Source organism: Williamsia sp. DF01-3, from assembly GCF_023051145.1.
Classification (GTDB): domain Bacteria; phylum Actinomycetota; class Actinomycetes; order Mycobacteriales; family Mycobacteriaceae; genus Williamsia.
Genome location: NZ_JALKFS010000005.1, coordinates 1,139,610 through 1,157,491, shown reverse-complemented (window position 1 = coordinate 1,157,491; position 17,882 = coordinate 1,139,610). Strand labels below are relative to the sequence as shown.

Genomic DNA, 17,882 nt, shown 5'->3' with positions numbered 1-17,882 from the left:
GCCGGCTCCGCTACCGCTGGATCGATTGTTGTGCTGCCGCGGGTTCGGCGACGAGCAACTCGGCGACATCGTCACGGTTCTCATCGAGATAGAAGTGCCCGCCGTCGAAGACGGTCACATCCACCGAACCGGTGGTGTGTGTGCCCCAGCCGTGCAGTTGGCCCGGGGTGATGAAGGGGTCCTCCGCGCCCCCCATGGCGCGGATCGGCGCCGCGACCGTCACCTCGGTGCCGCAGGAGTAGGCATCGAAGGCGCGGTAGTCGATCTTCATGACAGGCAACGCCATCCGCATCACATCCGCACTCGCCAGCACGTCACCACCGGTGCCGTTCAGCGCCGAGAGGTGCTCGAGCAATTCCTCGTCCCCCGTCGGGTGGGGAGGCAGGTCCGCAACCTGTGATGGCGCCACCGCCGCCGACACCCCGAGCAACCGCACCTCGATGCCGCGGGCTTCGGCCAGACGGACGAACTCGAACGCGGTGACAGCACCCATGCTGTGGCCGAACACGGTGATCGCTGCCTGCCGGTTCCATCTCGATCCGACGAACTCCGCAAAGGCACCCGCAGCAAGATCGGGCAATGTCTCGGCCGGCGCCTCCCGTGCACGGTCTTGCCGTCCCGGATATTGGAAGACGATCACGTCGAACGAGGCACTGAGCTCTTTGGAGAACGCCCGGTAGGTCGATGCCCCGCTGCCCGCGTGAGGAAAGATCAACAAAGGCGGATTCGCCGGAGACGTGGGCTGATGGAACTGCCGGATCCATCCGAGGTCGCGTGACATCTAGGTACTGCTCCTTCATTCTGGGCGGCCATGGGCCGACACCCCGGGCGGCCAGAAACGCTCCTTTTCCGGCGGCCAGAGGCCGGTTCCCGGTACCCGAAGGCCGGAACTCCTTGGTTAGGCTACCCTACTTGCGTCCGGCTGAACTGAACGGAGCACGACCGACGTGACCTCGCATGTCCTCAAACGTGAACTCACCGACGTCGGTGACGATGTCCGGGCAGCCCCACCGCCGGTGGTGCCCGACTTCGACCCGCCGTTCGCGCTGCGCCTCGTCGACCCCGACGGCTCCGACCCGGAGATGCTCGCCGCGTGGATGTCGCTGCCGCACCTGGTGGAGACCTGGGAACAGCCATGGTCGGCTGCACGGTGGCGAGACGACGCCGCAGCACGCCTTGCCGGCGACTACTCGCGGCCGTGCATCGTGAGTGCCGATCTCGCCGCATTCGGAGTCTCCGGTGAAGCGATGACCGAGGTGGCGTACGTGGAGCTGTACCGCCCGGCCCGCGACGAGAACGCCAAGGTGTATCCAGCTGCGCCCCGCGACATGGGATTTCACATCGCGACCGCACGGACCGACCTCCTCGGCCGAGGTGTGATGTCGACCTGGATGGAACGACTCGCGGAGGCGATCTGGACCGCAGACCCGTTGTGTCACAGAATTTTTGTCGACCCTGATCACCGAAACGCCCACATGCGCAGGGCCCTGGCGAGGAAAGGCTACCGGGATCTCGGCGAGTTCGACGTGCGCCCCGGCCGCCGGATAGCGCTGCATTCGCTCAGCCGACCCTGACCCCGATCCCCGAAAGTCGACCGGTCGGTCACCTACGCCCGTAGCCCGCCTGGGCTCGCCGGCCCGGTGACACCTTCTCGGGAGCGCGCAACAGACGATTGGACAGCTCCCCCAGGCAACTGAGATTCGGAAAACCGGGGCCCTGCGCGAATCCGGCCAGATTCGGCAGATACAGCTTGGGGAGCAGACCGGTGACCGAGAGGTCGTAGCCGATGGACAGTTCCAGACGTTCCTGATCGATGGGCCAGCCGATCGCGAGTTCGATGAGGTCTGTGGTGGCCGGGTCGAACAGCTCCATGAACCACAGGGGCTGTCCACCGGTGGCATCCACCACGAGGTCGAAGGTGTGCGCCTGGTCCGAACGCAGTTCGTTGTGCAGCGTCACCGCCACCGACGGCCCCTGCTCCACCACCCGCACCACTCTCCCCTGCAGGTGATGGACTCGGGCGTCGCTGATCAGGTTTTCCTGCACGCGAACCGAGAACACACCGCGGTCGGTGCGGCGGATTACGTCGCGTCTCTCGGCAGTGCTGAGCGCCGCCCACTTCGACGGGTCGCTGAACAACGCGTTCTCGAAGAAGCTCTCTCCGCGGGTGTAGATCGTGGCCATCGGCGAGATGACGGAGATCGTCATCGCGTCGTGCCGAACCAGTTCGTCCAGTGCAGACCCGGCGGTCTCTCCACCGCCGATCACGGCGGCCCGAGACGATGCGGGGATTTCCCTGCGGCCGGCCAGGTTCCAGAACTCGGCGATGCTCAGCACCCGCGGGTGCCGGGCCAGGGCTCGATCACTGCGGCCCGGGCCGGAGATCATCAGCGCCTCGGCCGAGATCTCCTGTATCGAGCCATCAACTCCCGACACCTCGACATTCCAGCCGGGGCCATCGGCCGAGATCTTGCGCGCCGTTCCGAGCACCACCTCCAGGTCGACCTTGCTCGCCACCCACTGCAGGTACTTTGCCCATGTGCTGTGCGGAGGTGCCGGTCTGCCCCGATCGATCCATTCCGAGTAGGTGCCGCGATCGATGAGATACGACGTCCAGCTGTAGGCCATCATCCGCGTGTTGATCTCGTGGTTGTGCCCGCGAGCGATGTTGGAACGGTACGGGAAACCGATGTCCTTTTCCGGGCTCGTGCCCAGTCGATGCCGACCGTCGGTCCATCCACCCCCGGCTTGCCAGTTGGCGCCGACGGCATGCGATTCCACCGCCAGAACACGCGGCGCCGGCAGGCCGAGCTCCCGCATCACCGTCGCCTTGGCCGCGACAGCAAGCGCTTTCGGTCCGGCCCCGATGACCAGGAGCGTCTGCACCGACGCCGGCGGCCGGTTCGCACCGCTCATTCGGTCACCAGGTCCGCGAGTTCGTCGTCACCCATGGCGGTGACCTCGAGGTACATGTCCGCAACCTGCTCGAGGCGGCCGACGACAGGGTCGGAGGCCAACAGCCTCTCGGCGATCGACGCAACCGTCCGTCCTGAGAACACGTCGGCGACAACCGCATTCGGAGCGTCCAGCCACTCACGGATACGGGCGACCAATGTGGTCGCGAGCACCGAGTCCCCACCGAGAGCGAAGAAGTCATCGTCTCGCCCGACCCGGTCGGCCCCGATGAGCTCGCCGACGATGTGGGCGAGCGCGCGCTCGAGTGCGGACCGAGCAGGCTCGAACTCCGAGTTGGTGTCCTCGATGTCGAACATCATGTGCACCGCACGGCGATCGAGTTTCCCGACGCCGGTGATCGGCATCGTTTCCAGGATGAGCAACTGTACGGGGATCATGTACCCGGGCAGCAACTCCCGAAGACCGTCCAGCACGGCTTCGCGATCGAGCGAGGCACCGAACTCCGGCGAGACGGCGGCCACCAACGTGGGAGCTGCACCCGTGAGCACCGACGCCACCGCACGGTGCACCCCTGGCAGCAAGCGGAGCGCGCCCTCGACCTCACCCAGTTCCACCCGGTAGCCGCGGATCTTCACCTGATGGTCGGCACGTCCGAGAAACTCCAGGCAGCCGTCGGGCCAGTAGCGCGCCAGATCGCCGGTGCGATACCAGTTCTGGCCGTGGTGGCGCACAAACCGGTCGGCGGTGCGTTCGGGGTCGCCGCGATATCCGTGCGCGACCCCGGCTCCACCGATCCACAGTTCGCCTGCCACCCAGTCCGGGCAGTCGTTGCCCGTGGCGTCGACAACCCGGCACTGCACATTGTTCAGCGGTGTTCCGTACGGCACTGCGGCCCAATGATCAGGCGGGTCCACCGTCTCGCAGATCGTGGCGTGGATGGCCGTCTCGGTGGTACCACCGAGACCGGCAACCCGAACGCCCGGTGCCAGCGCCGTCATGCGGCGGGGCAGGTCGACGCCGACCCAATCGCCACCGAGGAACACCGCGCGCACCGACGCGAGCGCGGTGCTGCCGGCGGGTGTGGCGTTGAGCAGCATGTCGAGCAGGCTGGGTACGCATGCGAGCAGCGTGATCGAATGACGCTCGATCAGTGCCTTCCAGACGTCGGGATCGGTGCGCTCGGCGTCCGTCATCGTGACAACTGTGCCGCCGACACCCCACAGTCCGAAGATGTCGTAGATCGACAGATCGAACTCGAGGTTGGAGACCAGCAGGGCGCTGTCGGCGGCAGTCACACCGAAGCGGTGATGCAGGTCGTCGATGGTGTTCATCACCGCCCGGTGTGGCACCTCGACCCCTTTGGGGATCCCGGTGGATCCGGAGGTGAACAACACGTACGCGACGGACTCGCGGTCCGGGATCACTGCCTCTGCAAGAGGGGCCGGACACTGTGCCGCGTCGGTGTAGGTGAGCGCTGTGAGGCCGGTCGGCAGGTGGGGATCGGGAGTGGCACCCACCCAGGCGACAACCTGTCCGGCAGTAAGGATGTGCGCTCGCCGCGCCGCGGGTTGGTCGTGACCCACCGGTACGTACGAGGCACCGGCCGCGAGGATGCCCAGGGTGGCGATGATCTGTTCGGGGCCTTTCGGAAGCTGTACCGCGACAGCCTGACCCGGCTTGACACCCGCCTGGTGCAGCGCCCCCGCGACAGCGAGAGCTGCTGCGCCGACCTCACGATAGGTCAACAGGCCCTCGGTGCCGAACCGGATGGCTGCAGCCTCCGGAGTCGTCGCCGCCCATGAGAAGAAGCCCTCGTGCAGCACCTGTCCGCTGGTCGGGTGGTCGGTCGCGTTGACCCGGTCGCGCACCGCACGCTGATCGAGGGGAAGCTGCGGGGTGGTGTCGGCCTCCCATGCCGCCTTCGAGAGGGTGAGCCTGTCGACCGCCACACGGTACTGGTTGAACATCGCGTCGATGACCCCCGGCGAGAAGGCCGATTCACGCACGTCCCAGTTCAGCAGCAGCCCGCCCCGCACCTCGGTGACCTGCGCATCGAGCAGGACCTGCGGGCCCTGCGAGACGATCCACTCGGGATCGCCGAAGGTGTGCACCACATCGTCGTCGAACAGCTCACCGAGATTGAGTGCGCTGGTGTACACCACCGGCGCGAGCACTTGTTCTCCGCGATGGCGACCGAGGTCACGCAGTACCTCGAGCCCGCTGTACGAGGCATGAGACCCGTTCGCGTGCATCACTTTCTGCAACGCGCGGGCGCGGTCGAGAATGGATGAGTGGGCAGAGGCGTCGACGTCGAGCAGGACCGAGGTGGTGAAGTCGCCGATCAGCCGATCGGTGTCGGGATGTACGGCCTCACGCTGGAACAGGGGAAGATTCAGCAGGAATCGGGGCGCACTCGACCATCGCGCGATCGACTCGGCGAACACCGACGCCAGAGCCATGGCCACCGTCACGCCACGCTCGTGCGCTGCCGCGATGAGGGACTCCTTGGCCGCCGAATCGATCCAGTGGTGGTGGCGCACCACCCGGTGTTCGTCGGTTCGCTGCGACCTCGGTACCAGCGGAAGCGCTGGGGCCGAGGGTAATTCATCGAGCCGATTCGCCCACCACTGCTGATCGCGATCACGATTGACGTCCGGGTGATCGTCGCGCCAGGCGAGGTAGTCCCGGTAGGTGAACTCGGCGGCAGGTAGTGAACGGCCGTGATAGGCCGCGGCCAGGTCGGCCAGCATCGTCCGGTAACTCATCGCGTCACCGGCGATCATGTCGACATCGACGTGAAGTCGCGTCCTGCCGTCTGGCAACAAGGTCAGGGTGATGTCGAGGACCTGACCTTCTTCGATTGGCAACATCTGGTGAGACTTGTTCTGCCGCAGATCGTTCAGAGTCTGCTCGACCTGCGCATCGCCGACCGATCTGAGATCCACGACGCCGAACACCTCGCGGCCGGGTTCGGCCAACACGCGCTGCGTACCGTCGGACAGGATCTGTACCCGAAGCATCGGATGCGCCGCGACCAGATGTGCAACGGCATCTCGGAGCCGTGACGGGTCCACATCGGTTCCGTCGAACTCGACGTAGAGATGGGCAGCGACCCCGCCCAGGTCCTGACCTTCGGAGCGGCCGATCCAGTAGGCATGCTGCATCGGCGCCAGCGGGAAGGGCCCCGACTCGGCGAGCGCCTCGTGCGGGGCGTCCGGCGATGCCGAATGTTCTTGCGTCGACTGAGGAATCGGCACCCCGCCTGCCTGTGACCGCGCCGATTCCGGGTGCCCCCCGATGAGGTTCGCCCAGGCGGCCACCGATGGGGCCTCGGCCAGCTGCGCGAAGTTCACGTTGTGGCCCCGTTTGCGCCAGCCACCCGCGATCTTCATCATCCGGATCGAGTCGAGACCCAGTCCGATCAGGTCGGCGTCGTCGTCGATGGTGTCCGGAGAGCACCCGAGTTGCTCGGCGATCTGCCGGCGGATCTCATCGAGGCCGACCTTGTCCGCGGTCTCGGTACCGTCGTTCATCACACGGCTCAGCGGTCGTCGGATGTGCGTTCGACGAGATAGGGCGCGATACTCCCCAACTTCTCACACGTCTCGATGAATTCCCGCTCGGGAGACGACTGACCGACGATGCCGGCGCCGGCGCGCACCCAGGACCGGCCACCTTCCCGGAAGACGGTGCGCAACGCCAGTGCGGCCTCGAGCTCGCCTTCGGACGAGGCGGTCAGAACCGCTCCCGAGTACAGTCCGCGCCTGGTGTCCTCCAGGCGGTAGATCGCATCCACCGCAGCAGGTTTCGGGATACCAGAGGCGGTGACGGACGGAAAGAGCACCTCGAGCGCGTCCCAGGGTCCGAACTCCGGCGCCAGCGTTCCCTGCACGGTCGAAGCGAGGTGCTGAACACTGCCCCGTTCGCGGACCACCATGAACTCGGTCACCGCGGTGGTGCCGGGCAGCGCCACCGACTGCACCTCGGTGAACGAGGTACGGACCGAAACCGCGTGTTCCACAATCTCTTTCGAATCCGACTCCAGCTCGGCACGAGCGGCTGCGTCGAGTTCGGGCGACCGGCCGAATGCGCGTGTGCCCGCCAGTGGTTCGGTGACGATCCGGCGGTTGGCATCAACCGATCCGACGAGCTCCGGACTGAAACCCGCAGCTTCGAGACCACCGAGCCGAAGCAGGAACGAACGAGCGGGGTTGTTCTTCTTCCGGCCTTCGCTGTAGGTGGCGGCGATGTCGACGTCGAAGGGGACATCGACCCCTCGCGAGATGATCACCTTCTCGTAGTCACCGCGATGGATCTCCGCGACCGCCTCCGCCACGCGACCCCGGTAGTCTGACGGGTCGTCATCGACCGGCAAGGGACTGGGTGAGACCGGGTGAGAATGCGGCGCACGGGCCGCCATATCGCGCAGTCTCTCGGCCAGTTCGTCGCCACCACCCTCCACCCGAATGCCGTCGGGTTCCACCCATGCCTCGAACTCGGGCACGACGAGGTGGGCGAGCACGGTGCCTGCGGTGAGGTGATCGCCGGCACCGAGACCCGGCGCGCAGAAGTCGAACGCGATCCATCCGTAGACACGCCAGTGCGGGAAGGGCAGCCCGGCGAGCGCTGCGGAGATCGCGCCGGCAGGTAGGCCCGACCAGGCTCGTGACGTCGACTCGGTCCCGATCGTCGTGACCACCTCGTCGGTGGTGAGCACCACGCTGGCCCGCCGTCCCCCGGCAAAGACCCAGCGATTCTCGCGTTCGTACACGACGTAGTCGTCGGCGACGTCCGCCTGCGCCCAGGCCGCACAGATCTGTGCGGCACCGAGGTCCCCGAGGAGCGCCCCGGACTCGTCGCCGCCCGTGTTGTCGCCGCCCTTGTTGTCACTGTTGGTGTCGATGGTCGCGGTCACGCGATCGCCCCGGCAAATGCTCTGCTGCTCATGGCATCCTCTACTCACCCGCACCACGTGTGGACCCCGGTGGCCCACGGACCTGTCAGGCGTCTTCTCGATCGAAAGTTCGTCCGTGCCCCCATGATCCCAGCAACCGCGGACTTAGGATGGGCTAACTCTCGCGCTTGAGGCTAGCCTAACCAACCGATCTGGGCCAAGTCTACGATCACCACCATGTCTGTGATGCACGACGACAGCGACCTCACGAGCGGTTTCACACCCCACCCCCGACGGCCGCGGCGCGGTACCGGGAACTGGGTCTGTGGCGAGAGACACCCCTCTGGCGGATGTTGTGGGACCAGGCCGATGCCACACCGGATGCGCCCGCCGTCTCCGACATCACCCGCACGCTGAGCTATCGCGACCTCGCCGAGTCGTCGGCCCGGCGTGCGGCCGGGTTCGTCGAGGCCGGGTTGCGCCCCGGCGAACGCGTGGTGCTGCAGAACCAGAACTCGGTTGACTTTGCGGTCAACTTCTTCGGCCTGCTGCGGGCGGGTGTCGTCCCCGTGATGACTCTCCCCGCCCACCGCATCAACGAGATCGCCCATCTGACTCAGACCGCCGGGGCGGTTGCCTATGTCTGCCACGGCCACGCCGGCGGGTACGACTACCGCGACCTGGCCCACCAGCTGCGCGGGCGCGTCGACACCATCCGCGCGGTCTTCGTCGACGGTGACAAGGGTTCCGAGGCCGCGCCGCCACAGGGCGACCCGAGCCGCCTCGACGTTGTTCCCACCCCCGATCCCGACAGCCCCGCACTTTTCCTGGTGTCCGGTGGCACCACAGGTCTGCCCAAACTGATCCCACGTACCCACAACGACTACCGGTACAACGCCGAACTCAGCGCCGAGATGGCCGGGTGGACCTCCTCCGACACCTACCTCGTGGCGCTTCCCGCCGCGCACAACTTCCCGCTGGCCTGCCCAGGGTTGCTCGGCATCATCTCCGTCGGCGGCCACGCGGTGTTCACCGACAACCCCTCTCCTGACCACACCTTCGATCTGATCGAGAAGTACCGGGTCACCGCGGTGGCTCTCGTACCCGCGTTGGCCCAGGTCTGGACCGCCGCGACCGAATGGGAACCCGCCGACGTCTCGTCACTGCGGCTGCTGCAGGTGGGCGGGGCCAAGCTCGCCGAATCCGACGCGATTGCGGCGAACGCGGCGTTCGACGGCGCGGTGCAGCAGGTGTTCGGGATGGCAGAGGGCCTGATCTGTTACACCCGGTCCACCGATGACCAACAGACGGTCACCCGCACCCAGGGTCGCCCGATGAGCGACCACGACGAATTGCGGGTGGTGGACGAGAACGGCGATGAAGTCCCCGACGGCACGGAAGGTGAATTGCTGGTGCGCGGTCCGTACACCATCCGCGGCTACTACCGCGCCGGCGAGCAGGGGCGGCGGTCGTTCACCGACGACGGCTTCTACTGCAGCGGTGATCGTGTGCGGAGACTGGCCTCGGGTCATCTCATCGTCACCGGCCGCATCAAGGACACCATCGTCCGCGGCGGCGAGAACGTCGCGGCCGACGATGTGGAAGAGAACCTTGTCGCCCACAACAACATTCGACAGGCAGCGGTTGTCGGGGTTCCCGACGACTCTCTCGGCGAACGCATCTGCGCCGTCATCGTCGCCGACGGCCCGGCGCCTGATCTCCCGACCATCCGGCAGTTCCTCGCCGACCGCGGGCTGGCGACGTTCAAGCAGCCCGACCAGCTCGAGGTGGTCGCCGGTCTGCCGGTGACCGCGGTCGGGAAGATCGACAAACGCGCATTGCTGCTGCAGCTGACTTGACGAGCGGCGTAAGCTGCCCTTGGACAATAGAAAAGCACGGGGGCTCTCGCGATCCGAGGGCTGAGATGACGGCAGGCGGCCGTCGACCGGATGAACCTGACCGGGTAATGCCGGCGTAGGGAGAAAAAATGGTTGACGCCGTAAATTCTGTGACCACGGGCCCGATCCGCGGAAGCTCCAAGACCTACCAGCAGATCGATCATCTGCGGGTACCCGGGCGGCGGGTGCACCTGTCGAACGGTGAACACCTCGACCTGTACGACACCTCCGGCCCGTACACCGAGCACAATCCCGAGTTCGACCTCGAAGTCGGTCTGCCCAAGATCCGCGACAGCTGGAACCGGCCCGGGCCGGTGGACGGCGCCAGCACCCAACTCGCCTGGGCGAGAGCAGGTTTGATCACAGACGAGATGCGCTTCATCGCCGCACGTGAGCAGATGGATCCGGAGTTCGTGCGGTCCGAGGTCGCGATCGGCCGAGCAGTCATCCCGGCCAACCATCGCCACCCGGAGTGCGAGCCGATGATCATCGGCAAGGCGTTCACCGTCAAGGTCAACGCGAACATCGGCAACTCGGCGGTCAGCTCGTCGATCGCCGAAGAGGTGGAGAAGATGGTCTGGGCCACCCGGTGGGGTGCTGACACCATCATGGACCTCTCCACCGGCAAGGACATCCACGCCACCCGCGAGTGGATCATGCGCAACTCGCCGGTTCCGGTGGGCACGGTGCCGATCTACCAAGCCCTCGAGAAGGTGAACGGCGACCCGGTCAAGCTGACGTGGGAAGCCTACCGCGACACCGTGATCGAGCAGGCCGAACAGGGTGTGGACTACATGACGGTCCACGCCGGCGTGTTGCTGCGCTACGTGCCGCTCGCCGCGAACCGGGTCACCGGCATCGTGTCGCGAGGGGGGTCCATCATGGCTGCCTGGTGTCTGGCCCACCACGAGGAGTCCTTCCTCTACACCCATTTCGAAGAGCTGTGCGAGATCTTCGCCCGCTACGACATCACGTTCTCCCTCGGAGACGGTCTGCGACCGGGCTCGATCGCCGACGCCAACGACGCCGCCCAGTTCGCCGAACTGCGCACGCTGGGCGAACTCACCAAGATCGCGAAATCGCATGGCGTACAGGTGATGATCGAGGGGCCCGGGCACATCCCCATGCACAAGATCGTCGAGAACGTCCGCCTCGAGGAAGAGTTGTGCGAGGAGGCGCCGTTCTACACGCTGGGCCCACTCGCCACCGACATAGCCCCCGCATACGACCACATCACGTCGGCGATCGGCGCGGCGATGATCGCACAGGCCGGTACTGCGATGCTCTGCTACGTGACCCCGAAAGAGCATCTGGGACTTCCCAATCGCGACGATGTGAAGGTCGGTGTGATCACCTACAAGATCGCCGCGCACGCAGCCGATCTGGCCAAGGCTCATCCGCGCGCGCAGGAACGCGACGACGCCCTCTCGCGGGCACGTTTCGAGTTCCGCTGGAACGACCAGTTCAACCTGGCCCTCGACCCCGACACCGCCGTCGAATACCACGACGAGACGATGCCCGCCGAGCCTGCGAAGACGGCACATTTCTGTTCGATGTGCGGCCCGAAGTTCTGCTCGATGCGGATCTCCGCGGATGTCCGGGCATACGCCGAAGAGCACAACCTGGTGACCCAGGACGACATCGACCGCAAGCTGGCCGCGGACATGGCGGCCAAATCGGCCGAGTTCGTGGAGAAAGGTGCGGCCGTGTACCTGCCGCTCACCGAGGCCGGTTCAGCGCCCGCGGCCGGTGTGGGTCCCGTACTTTCGACACCATGAGCGACGCCGTGCAGCTTCTACCCCGGGTACCTCTTGGGCAGACACCCATTCGAGTGATGACCATCGCCGGCACCGACTCCGGCGGCGGCGCAGGCATCAACGCCGACCTGCGGACGATGGCCCTGTGCGGAGTGCATGCCACGGTTGCCGTCGCCGCGGTGACGGTTCAGAATTCGCTGGGCGTCAGCGGTTTCCATCCGATTCCGCCGACCGTGGTGGCCGACCAGATGCGGTCGGTGATCACCGACATCGGGATAGGGGCGGCCAAGACCGGCATGCTCGCTTCGGGCGAGATCATCGATGCGGTGGTGGGCGCGGCCGGTGAGCTGGATCTGGGCCACGGACGGGCCATCCCCCTGGTGGTCGACCCGGTCTGCGCGTCCATGCACGGTGACCAGCTCCTGGCCGACGAGGCGCTGGATTCGCTTCGCGGCAAACTGATCCCGATCGCCACACTGATCACGCCCAATCTGGACGAGGTGCGGCTCATCACCGGAATCGACGTCGCCGACCGGGTCTCCCAGGAGAAGGCCGCACGCGCGCTACACGCTCTGGGCGCTCAGTGGGCCCTGGTCAAAGGCGGTCATCTGCGGTCGGACCCGAACAGTCCGGACCTGCTCTTCGACGGTACGGACTTCATCGAGCTCACCGCTCCGAGAATCGACACCGGCCACGACCACGGCGCCGGAGACACGTTGGCCGCGGCCATCACCTGCGCACTGGCACACGGCTATTCGGTACCCGATGCCGTCCGATTCGCGAAGTCGTGGGTCACCAGGTCTCTGTCCGTGGCCTACCCCTTGGGGGCAGGCCACGGACCGGTCAACCCGCTCTGGCGGCTCGAGGTCTAGCGAGACCTCGGCGTCCTCTGGTCAGGCGTCGCGGCGGTCGGTCACGAAGATCGCCGCACCGAAGACCAATGCGGTGATCACGATGAAGTAGAACAGCGACCCGTATTCGTTCCAGTACCAATCGAATCCGAGTTCACGGCCGTCGATGAAGTGGTTGGCGTTCAGGAACGGCATGAGGGGTCCGGCAACGTCCTGGACCTTCGGGATCGCCGACAGCACGTTCTCGAGCACCAGGCTCCAGACCAGCAGGACGACGATCGCACCGGCCGTCTGGCGGATCAGTGCTCCGATACCCAACCCGATGAGCACGGCCAGGAATGCGTAGAGCGGAACGCCCCAGTACAGCCGGATGGCGTGGGAACCGAGCAGATCGACGTCGGAACCCGACATCACCTTGCCGATCGGAACCGAGATGAGGGTGAGCACAAACGTGACTGCCGCAGCCAGCCCGCCGTATACGGCGGCCTTCGCCAGCAGGACGTTGTACCGCTGAGGAACCGCCTGGAACGACGTCCGGATGGTGCCGAAACGGAACTCACTGGTGACCGCCAGCACGGCCATGATCATGAGGACCGTGACACCGAATCCGGTGGTACCGACCACGAAGTCGGAGACGTTGACCTCGCTGTCCGAGGTGTTGTCGGCATTGGTGGCCCACCCCAGGAGGAATGCCAGTCCCAGTCCGAGAACGATGACGATGCCGACACACCAGTACGGCGACTTGGTGGTGACGAGTTTGATGCGCTCTGCCGCTACGGCGTTGGTGAGCATCAGGCTTTACCCCCAGATTGATTCTGACCCGATTCGTCCCAACCTGATTGCGGATGACCCGGTTGCGCGTAACCCGGTTGGCCCGCAGGCGGTTGCACACCTGGTTGCGGACCCCACCCCGGCGGCGGTGGTGCGAATTGACCTTGCTGAGCAGGATAGGAGGCTGCCGACTGTTGTTGTCCGGGAAAGGCCATCGCGTCGTTGCCGTGATATTCGACAGCGCCCGCGGTCATCGACATGAAGACCTCCTCTAGCGAAGCAGTCTTGCCCGAGAGCTCGTGGAGACCGATGCCGTTGGCCGCAGCGATGTCGCCCACCTGGTCGGTGGTGACGTTTTCCAGGCGCAACGACGGGCCTGCCCCGTCGTCGGCCATCGGCACCGAACGCAGCCCGGCCGCGGCGAGCGCAGCCTGCAGTTCGCCGAGTTTGGGACTACGCACGCGGACGGTGACCTGCGCGCTGCTGGTGAAGTCCTTGACAGAGGCATCCGCGATCAGCTGACCGCGGCCGATCACCACCAGATGTTCTGCAGTGAGCGACATCTCGGTGAGCAGATGGCTCGACACCAACACGGTGCGACCCTGGTCGGCCAGAGCCCGCATGAACTTTCGGATCCAGACGATGCCTTCGGGATCGAGGCCGTTGACCGGCTCGTCGAACAGCAGGACGCCTGGGTCGCCGAGCAGTGCACCCGCCAATCCGAGGCGCTGGGACATGCCGAGTGAGAAGCCACCGGCCTTCTTGCCCGCCACCTCGGTGAGACCGACATCGGCCAGCACCTGGTCGACGCGGTGGTTCGGGATCCCGTTGGACGCCGCCATCCAGCGCAGGTGGCTACGGGCGGTGCGGTTCGGATGCACCCACTTGGCGTCGAGCAGCGCGCCCACCTGGGTCAGCGGCCTCTTGAGCTCGCGGTACGGCAACCCATTGATGGTCGCGGTACCCGACGTGGGACGGTCGAGCCCCAGGATCATCCGCATGGTGGTGGACTTGCCTGCACCGTTGGGACCCAGAAAACCGGTCACCACACCTGGTTTCACGTCAAACGTGAGGTTGCTGACCACCTGGTTCTTGCCATAGACCTTCGTCAGGCCCTGAACTCTGATCATGGCCCTCAGTGTGCCAGAGCAGTACCGCCGCCCACCTCATCCTTGTGACTGATCTTCACCGGTGGTCTCAGCAGTCGAGCCGCGGCGACGACGCCTGGGCCCAGAACCGCTTGGGGATCCGACCGGCACCGCGGGCGAGCCTGCCCGCTGTCACCGCCGAACGCATCGCGGCAGCCATCCGGGCCGGATCGGCAGCCCTGGTCACCGCAGAAGCGAGCAAGACCGCGTCACAACCGAGCTCCATGGCCAGGGCCGCGTCACTCGCGGTGCCGATGCCCGCATCCAGGATCACCGGCACGCCCGCAGTCGCGATGATCATCTCGATGTTGTGTGGGTTGCTGATGCCCAGCCCTGTTCCGATCGGTGAACCGAGAGGCATCACGGCGGCGGCTCCGGCGTCTTCGAGTCGTCGCGCGAGGATCGGGTCGTCGTTGGTGTACGGCAAGACCACGAACCCGTCCTGGACCAGACGATCGACCGCTTCGATCAACTCGGGTCCGTCCGGGAGAAGGGTCCGTTCGTCGCCGACCACCTCGACCTTGACCCAGTTGGTGTCGAGTGCCTCCCGGGCCAGTTGGGCCGTGAGCACGGCCTCGGCGGCGGTCCGGCAGCCGGCGGTGTTGGGCAACACCTCGATCTGCAAGCGGCGCAACAGATCCAGAACTCCGGTGCGTCCGCCGGCATCGACCCTGCGCATGGCCACCGTCGTCATCTCGGTGCCGGAGGCGACCAGCGCGTCTTCGAGAACCGCCAAGTTGGCGGCGCCACCGGTGCCCGTGATGAGCCGGGACGTGAACTCGCGGCCCGCGATCACCAAGGATTCGTCGGCAGCTGTACCCACCTGAGTCAGTTCGTCAGGTGCCGTGAGCGGTTCAGCCACCCTGCACCGCCGTGAGGATCTCGATCCGCTCACACGGCCCCAGCTCTTGCGCCCAGCGGGACTGTGGATGCACCACGCCGTCGACGGCAACGGCGACCCCGGTACGGGGGAGGTCGAGTTGGTCGAGCAACGTCAGCACGGTCGCCCCATCGGGTAGCCGAACGTCGTCGCCGTTGACGTTTACATCGGTTGCCATGCGAATCTCCCTGGTTCTGTTGCCGGTTGGTCGATCTCCTTGCCGGAGAGGATGTCTGTCACCAGATCTGCGGTGAGCGGGCACATCAGGATCCCGTTGCGGCCGTGACCCGTCGCCGCGATCGTCCGCTCGTCGAGCCGGCCGATGAGTGGCATCCCGTCGGGTGTTGCAGGGCGCAGTCCCGCCTCGGCGCTGAGGAGGTGGTACTCGCGCAACGACGGCATGAGCTCGATGGCGTCGGTGAGCAGGTCCGCCACCCCACCGGCCACGGGACGCCGGTCGAACCCGCTGTCGTACTGGGTGGCCCCGACGACAACGCCGTCGGGCCGAGGCACCACGTACACCGCCCGTCCGTTGACCCGGCCGCGCACAACGTGTTTCGGCGGAGGCAGTGCGCCGGGCGTGGATCCGAGCCGCAGAACTTCGCCTTTGGAGGGGTAGACCGGGAGCCCGGTCCAGAGCGCGGCCGACCCGACACCTGCGGCGAGCAGCACCTGGTCGGCGGAGACCTCCGCGAGGTCGTGCACTGTTGTGGTCTCGATCCGTACTCCCGAGGTTGCCGCGCGGTCGGCAAGCACGGCCAGCAGGCGGCGATTGTTCACCGCCATCTCTCGCGCGGCCAGGTAGCCGCTGCGAACCCGCCCCGACACCGCGGGCTCGAGTGCACGGATCTCCCTGCCGGTCAACGGTTCTATCGGATGCCCGCGTCGGGTCAGCCATTCTGCGACCATGGCCAACTCACCGACGTCCGCGCTGTCGACGCCCACCATCAGGCTCGAGGAGGCAGCGACCACCTGGTCGTCGCCCAGCCGGTCGACGAACTCGGGCCAGCGCGACATCGCCTGCTCGGCAAAGGCGAGGTAGACGTCGTCACCGGTGCGGCTCTCCCCCGCGATGCCCAACATCCCGGCGGCCACCCGCGATGCCGCGGTGGACACCAGTTGCCCCCCGCCGCGCTGCGGCTCGAGATGACCCGGGTCGTAAACGGTTACCTGCCAGCCTGATTCGGCGGCGCGGACCGCACATGCCAGACCGATGACGGCGCCACCGACGATTGCGAGAGACTTCATCCCACCTTCTTCCTTCGCCGGCATTACCCGGATCAGGTGTAACGGTCATGGGCAGGTTCGCGACCCAGATCTCAGCCCGACGCATCCCTCGGGCACCCGTGTGTGTACTGACCGACAGCCTACTCCGTCGGTTCGACCCGAAGGCCAGTCCGTCGGGTCGGCCAGGAGGCCGGCCCATGGTTCGGCAGAAGGTAGATTCGGCGATCGTGAATGCCCGCGATCGCCTGACCACCGCCCAGCTCTACCTCTGCACCGACGCCCGGCGCGAACGCGGCGATCTCGTCGAGTTCGCGGACGCCGCACTGGCCGGCGGCGTGGACGTCATCCAGTTGCGAGACAAGGGGTCGGCTGGTGAACGCGAGTTCGGACCACTCGAAGCCGCGCAAGAACTCGATCTCCTCGGTGCGCTCGCCGAGGTGACCGCACGCCACGGCGCGCTGCTGGCCGTGAACGATCGAGCGGACATCGCAGCGTTGAGCGGCGCCGATGTGCTGCACCTGGGGCAGGACGACCTGCCGGTGGATCTGGCTCGCCGCATCGTGGGCGACGAGGTGGTGATCGGCCGGTCGACACATGATGTCGGGCAGGCGACGTCCGCTGCCGAGCAGCCCGGGGTCGACTACTTCTGCACCGGACCCTGCTGGCCCACCCCGACCAAACCGGGCCGATTCGCACCGGGTCTCGACCTCGTGCGTGCCACCGCCGAACTGGCAGCGCCGCGGCCGTGGTTCGCCATCGGCGGCATCGACGAACAGCGACTCGCGGAGGTACTCGACGCCGGGGCCGACCGCATCGTGGTGGTACGCGCGATCACTGCATCGGATGATCCCTGTAACGCTGCCCGCCGTTTGAAGGACAAACTGGTTGCAAGAACAAAATCCTGAGGACTATGGTTGGCGAATCATGAAGCGCATTCTCGTAGTTCACCGCAGCGGGGTCTGATCCGACCGGCCCCCCGTTGCGGGCCGTGAGCGCTACCTGCTGGTCATCCTTTTCTCCGGAAGACCATGTCGATGAACACTCTCACCACACCAGATACACCGATCTCCCCACATTCGCAGGCCACCGCGCCCGATCCTTTTGCCTCCCGCTATGGCAGATCACTGCCATCGCCGCTGCGGGCCGAGGCCGCCGGCATGACGTGGACAGCTTTCGCCGACACCTACGCGCCCACGACCGGACCGATTCGGCTCGGCAACTGGACCGCGTCGGCCGCCCCACAAGACCTCCTGCACTGTAGGGCGACCATCGCCACCGGCGACGTCATCCGATCGCTCTCGGCGACCGCGACCGGACCGATCAGCGCGCTCACCGACATGTTGTACCGCTTGGGCGCCGGCGTCGAGATCGTCAGCCTCCACCAATACGACTTCACCGGCGGCGTGGCCACTTTCCTGCTGTGCGAGCGCGACGACCGGCGCACCTGGGCGATGGGGAACGGCCGCACCGGTCAGGAGTCGGCACTGAGTGGCCTGATCGCGGCGGCCAACCGGCTCTACTGAGTCGGTCACCGGTAGAT

15 protein-coding genes and 2 riboswitches are annotated in these 17,882 nt (G+C 66.4%); of the genes, 6 read left to right on the top strand and 9 right to left on the bottom strand.

The genetic code is table 11. The features are described 5' to 3' along the window. Positions 1 to 10 precede the first annotated feature (10 nt). Positions 11 to 781 (bottom strand): thioesterase II family protein, encoded by a 771-nt coding sequence (locus tag MVA47_RS07535; RefSeq protein WP_247207331.1) that lies wholly within the window; start codon positions 779 to 781, stop codon positions 11 to 13. Positions 782 to 947: 166 nt separating this feature from the next. Between MVA47_RS07535 and MVA47_RS07530 the strand changes: the two genes are divergently transcribed. Further along, positions 948 to 1,574: a GNAT family N-acetyltransferase gene (locus MVA47_RS07530; RefSeq protein WP_247207330.1), complete on the top strand. Its 627-nt coding sequence runs from the start codon at positions 948 to 950 to the stop codon at positions 1,572 to 1,574. Positions 1,575 to 1,602: 28 nt separating this feature from the next. On the opposite strand, the gene MVA47_RS07525 is transcribed toward MVA47_RS07530, so the two are convergent. Genes MVA47_RS07525 through MVA47_RS07515 form a run of 3 tightly spaced genes read right to left on the bottom strand, consistent with a single transcriptional unit; the run spans position 1,603 to position 7,831 of the window. After that, a complete protein-coding gene (locus MVA47_RS07525) occupies positions 1,603 to 2,916 on the bottom strand; it encodes a SidA/IucD/PvdA family monooxygenase (RefSeq protein ID WP_247207329.1) in 1,314 nt (437 codons plus the stop codon). Continuing rightward, positions 2,913 to 6,449: an amino acid adenylation domain-containing protein gene (locus MVA47_RS07520; protein WP_247207328.1), complete on the bottom strand. Its 3,537-nt coding sequence runs from the start codon at positions 6,447 to 6,449 to the stop codon at positions 2,913 to 2,915. The genes MVA47_RS07525 and MVA47_RS07520 overlap by 4 nt, the downstream gene beginning before the upstream one ends. A gap of 8 nt (positions 6,450 to 6,457) precedes the next feature. Then, on the bottom strand, positions 6,458 to 7,831 hold the full coding sequence (locus MVA47_RS07515; protein WP_374474138.1) for a salicylate synthase: 1,374 nt from the start codon (positions 7,829 to 7,831) through the stop codon (positions 6,458 to 6,460). A 329-nt stretch (positions 7,832 to 8,160) separates the two neighbouring features. Between MVA47_RS07515 and MVA47_RS07510 the strand changes: the two genes are divergently transcribed. The 3 genes from MVA47_RS07510 to thiD all read left to right on the top strand — a co-directional run bounded on the left by MVA47_RS07510 (position 8,161) and on the right by thiD (position 12,337). Then, a complete protein-coding gene (locus tag MVA47_RS07510; protein ID WP_308280512.1) occupies positions 8,161 to 9,669 on the top strand; it encodes an AMP-binding protein in 1,509 nt (502 codons plus the stop codon). Between the two features lie 30 nt (positions 9,670 to 9,699). After that, positions 9,700 to 9,804: riboswitch (TPP riboswitch) on the top strand. Then, entirely contained in the window at positions 9,798 to 11,486 is a 1,689-nt protein-coding gene (gene thiC / locus MVA47_RS07505; RefSeq protein WP_247207327.1) for a phosphomethylpyrimidine synthase ThiC, read from the top strand. It overlaps the preceding riboswitch by 7 nt. After that, the gene (gene thiD, locus MVA47_RS07500; RefSeq protein WP_247207326.1) at positions 11,483 to 12,337 is read left to right on the top strand and encodes a bifunctional hydroxymethylpyrimidine kinase/phosphomethylpyrimidine kinase; all 855 of its coding nucleotides are present in this window, start codon (positions 11,483 to 11,485) and stop codon (positions 12,335 to 12,337) included. Before thiC ends, thiD begins: the two co-directional genes overlap by 4 nt. Before the next feature lie 21 nt (positions 12,338 to 12,358). On the opposite strand, the gene MVA47_RS07495 is transcribed toward thiD, so the two are convergent. From MVA47_RS07495 to thiO, 5 genes are all read right to left on the bottom strand, one after another. Then, on the bottom strand, positions 12,359 to 13,108 hold the full coding sequence (locus MVA47_RS07495; RefSeq protein ID WP_247207325.1) for an ABC transporter permease: 750 nt from the start codon (positions 13,106 to 13,108) through the stop codon (positions 12,359 to 12,361). Beyond that, positions 13,108 to 14,217 carry an ABC transporter ATP-binding protein gene (locus tag MVA47_RS07490; protein ID WP_247207324.1) on the bottom strand — a complete coding sequence of 370 codons (1,110 nt, stop codon included), beginning with the start codon at positions 14,215 to 14,217 and terminating at the stop codon, positions 13,108 to 13,110. Before MVA47_RS07490 ends, MVA47_RS07495 begins: the two co-directional genes overlap by 1 nt. A gap of 67 nt (positions 14,218 to 14,284) precedes the next feature. After that, positions 14,285 to 15,058 carry a thiazole synthase gene (locus MVA47_RS07485; protein WP_247210647.1) on the bottom strand — a complete coding sequence of 258 codons (774 nt, stop codon included), beginning with the start codon at positions 15,056 to 15,058 and terminating at the stop codon, positions 14,285 to 14,287. Between the two features lie 31 nt (positions 15,059 to 15,089). Next, positions 15,090 to 15,293 (bottom strand): sulfur carrier protein ThiS, encoded by a 204-nt coding sequence (thiS, locus tag MVA47_RS07480; RefSeq protein ID WP_023956287.1) that lies wholly within the window; start codon positions 15,291 to 15,293, stop codon positions 15,090 to 15,092. Then, entirely contained in the window at positions 15,278 to 16,363 is a 1,086-nt protein-coding gene (gene thiO, locus MVA47_RS07475; RefSeq protein ID WP_247207323.1) for a glycine oxidase ThiO, read from the bottom strand. The genes thiS and thiO overlap by 16 nt, the downstream gene beginning before the upstream one ends. Then, a riboswitch (TPP riboswitch) is annotated at positions 16,354 to 16,473 on the bottom strand. Its footprint overlaps the gene before it by 10 nt. A gap of 66 nt (positions 16,474 to 16,539) precedes the next feature. Between thiO and thiE the strand changes: the two genes are divergently transcribed. Both thiE and MVA47_RS07465 read left to right on the top strand, forming a co-directional pair. Then, positions 16,540 to 17,247: a thiamine phosphate synthase gene (thiE, locus tag MVA47_RS07470; protein ID WP_247207322.1), complete on the top strand. Its 708-nt coding sequence runs from the start codon at positions 16,540 to 16,542 to the stop codon at positions 17,245 to 17,247. Between the two features lie 129 nt (positions 17,248 to 17,376). Further along, a complete protein-coding gene (locus MVA47_RS07465) occupies positions 17,377 to 17,865 on the top strand; it encodes a 2-isopropylmalate synthase (RefSeq protein WP_247207321.1) in 489 nt (162 codons plus the stop codon). The last annotated feature ends 17 nt before the right edge of the window (positions 17,866 to 17,882 follow it).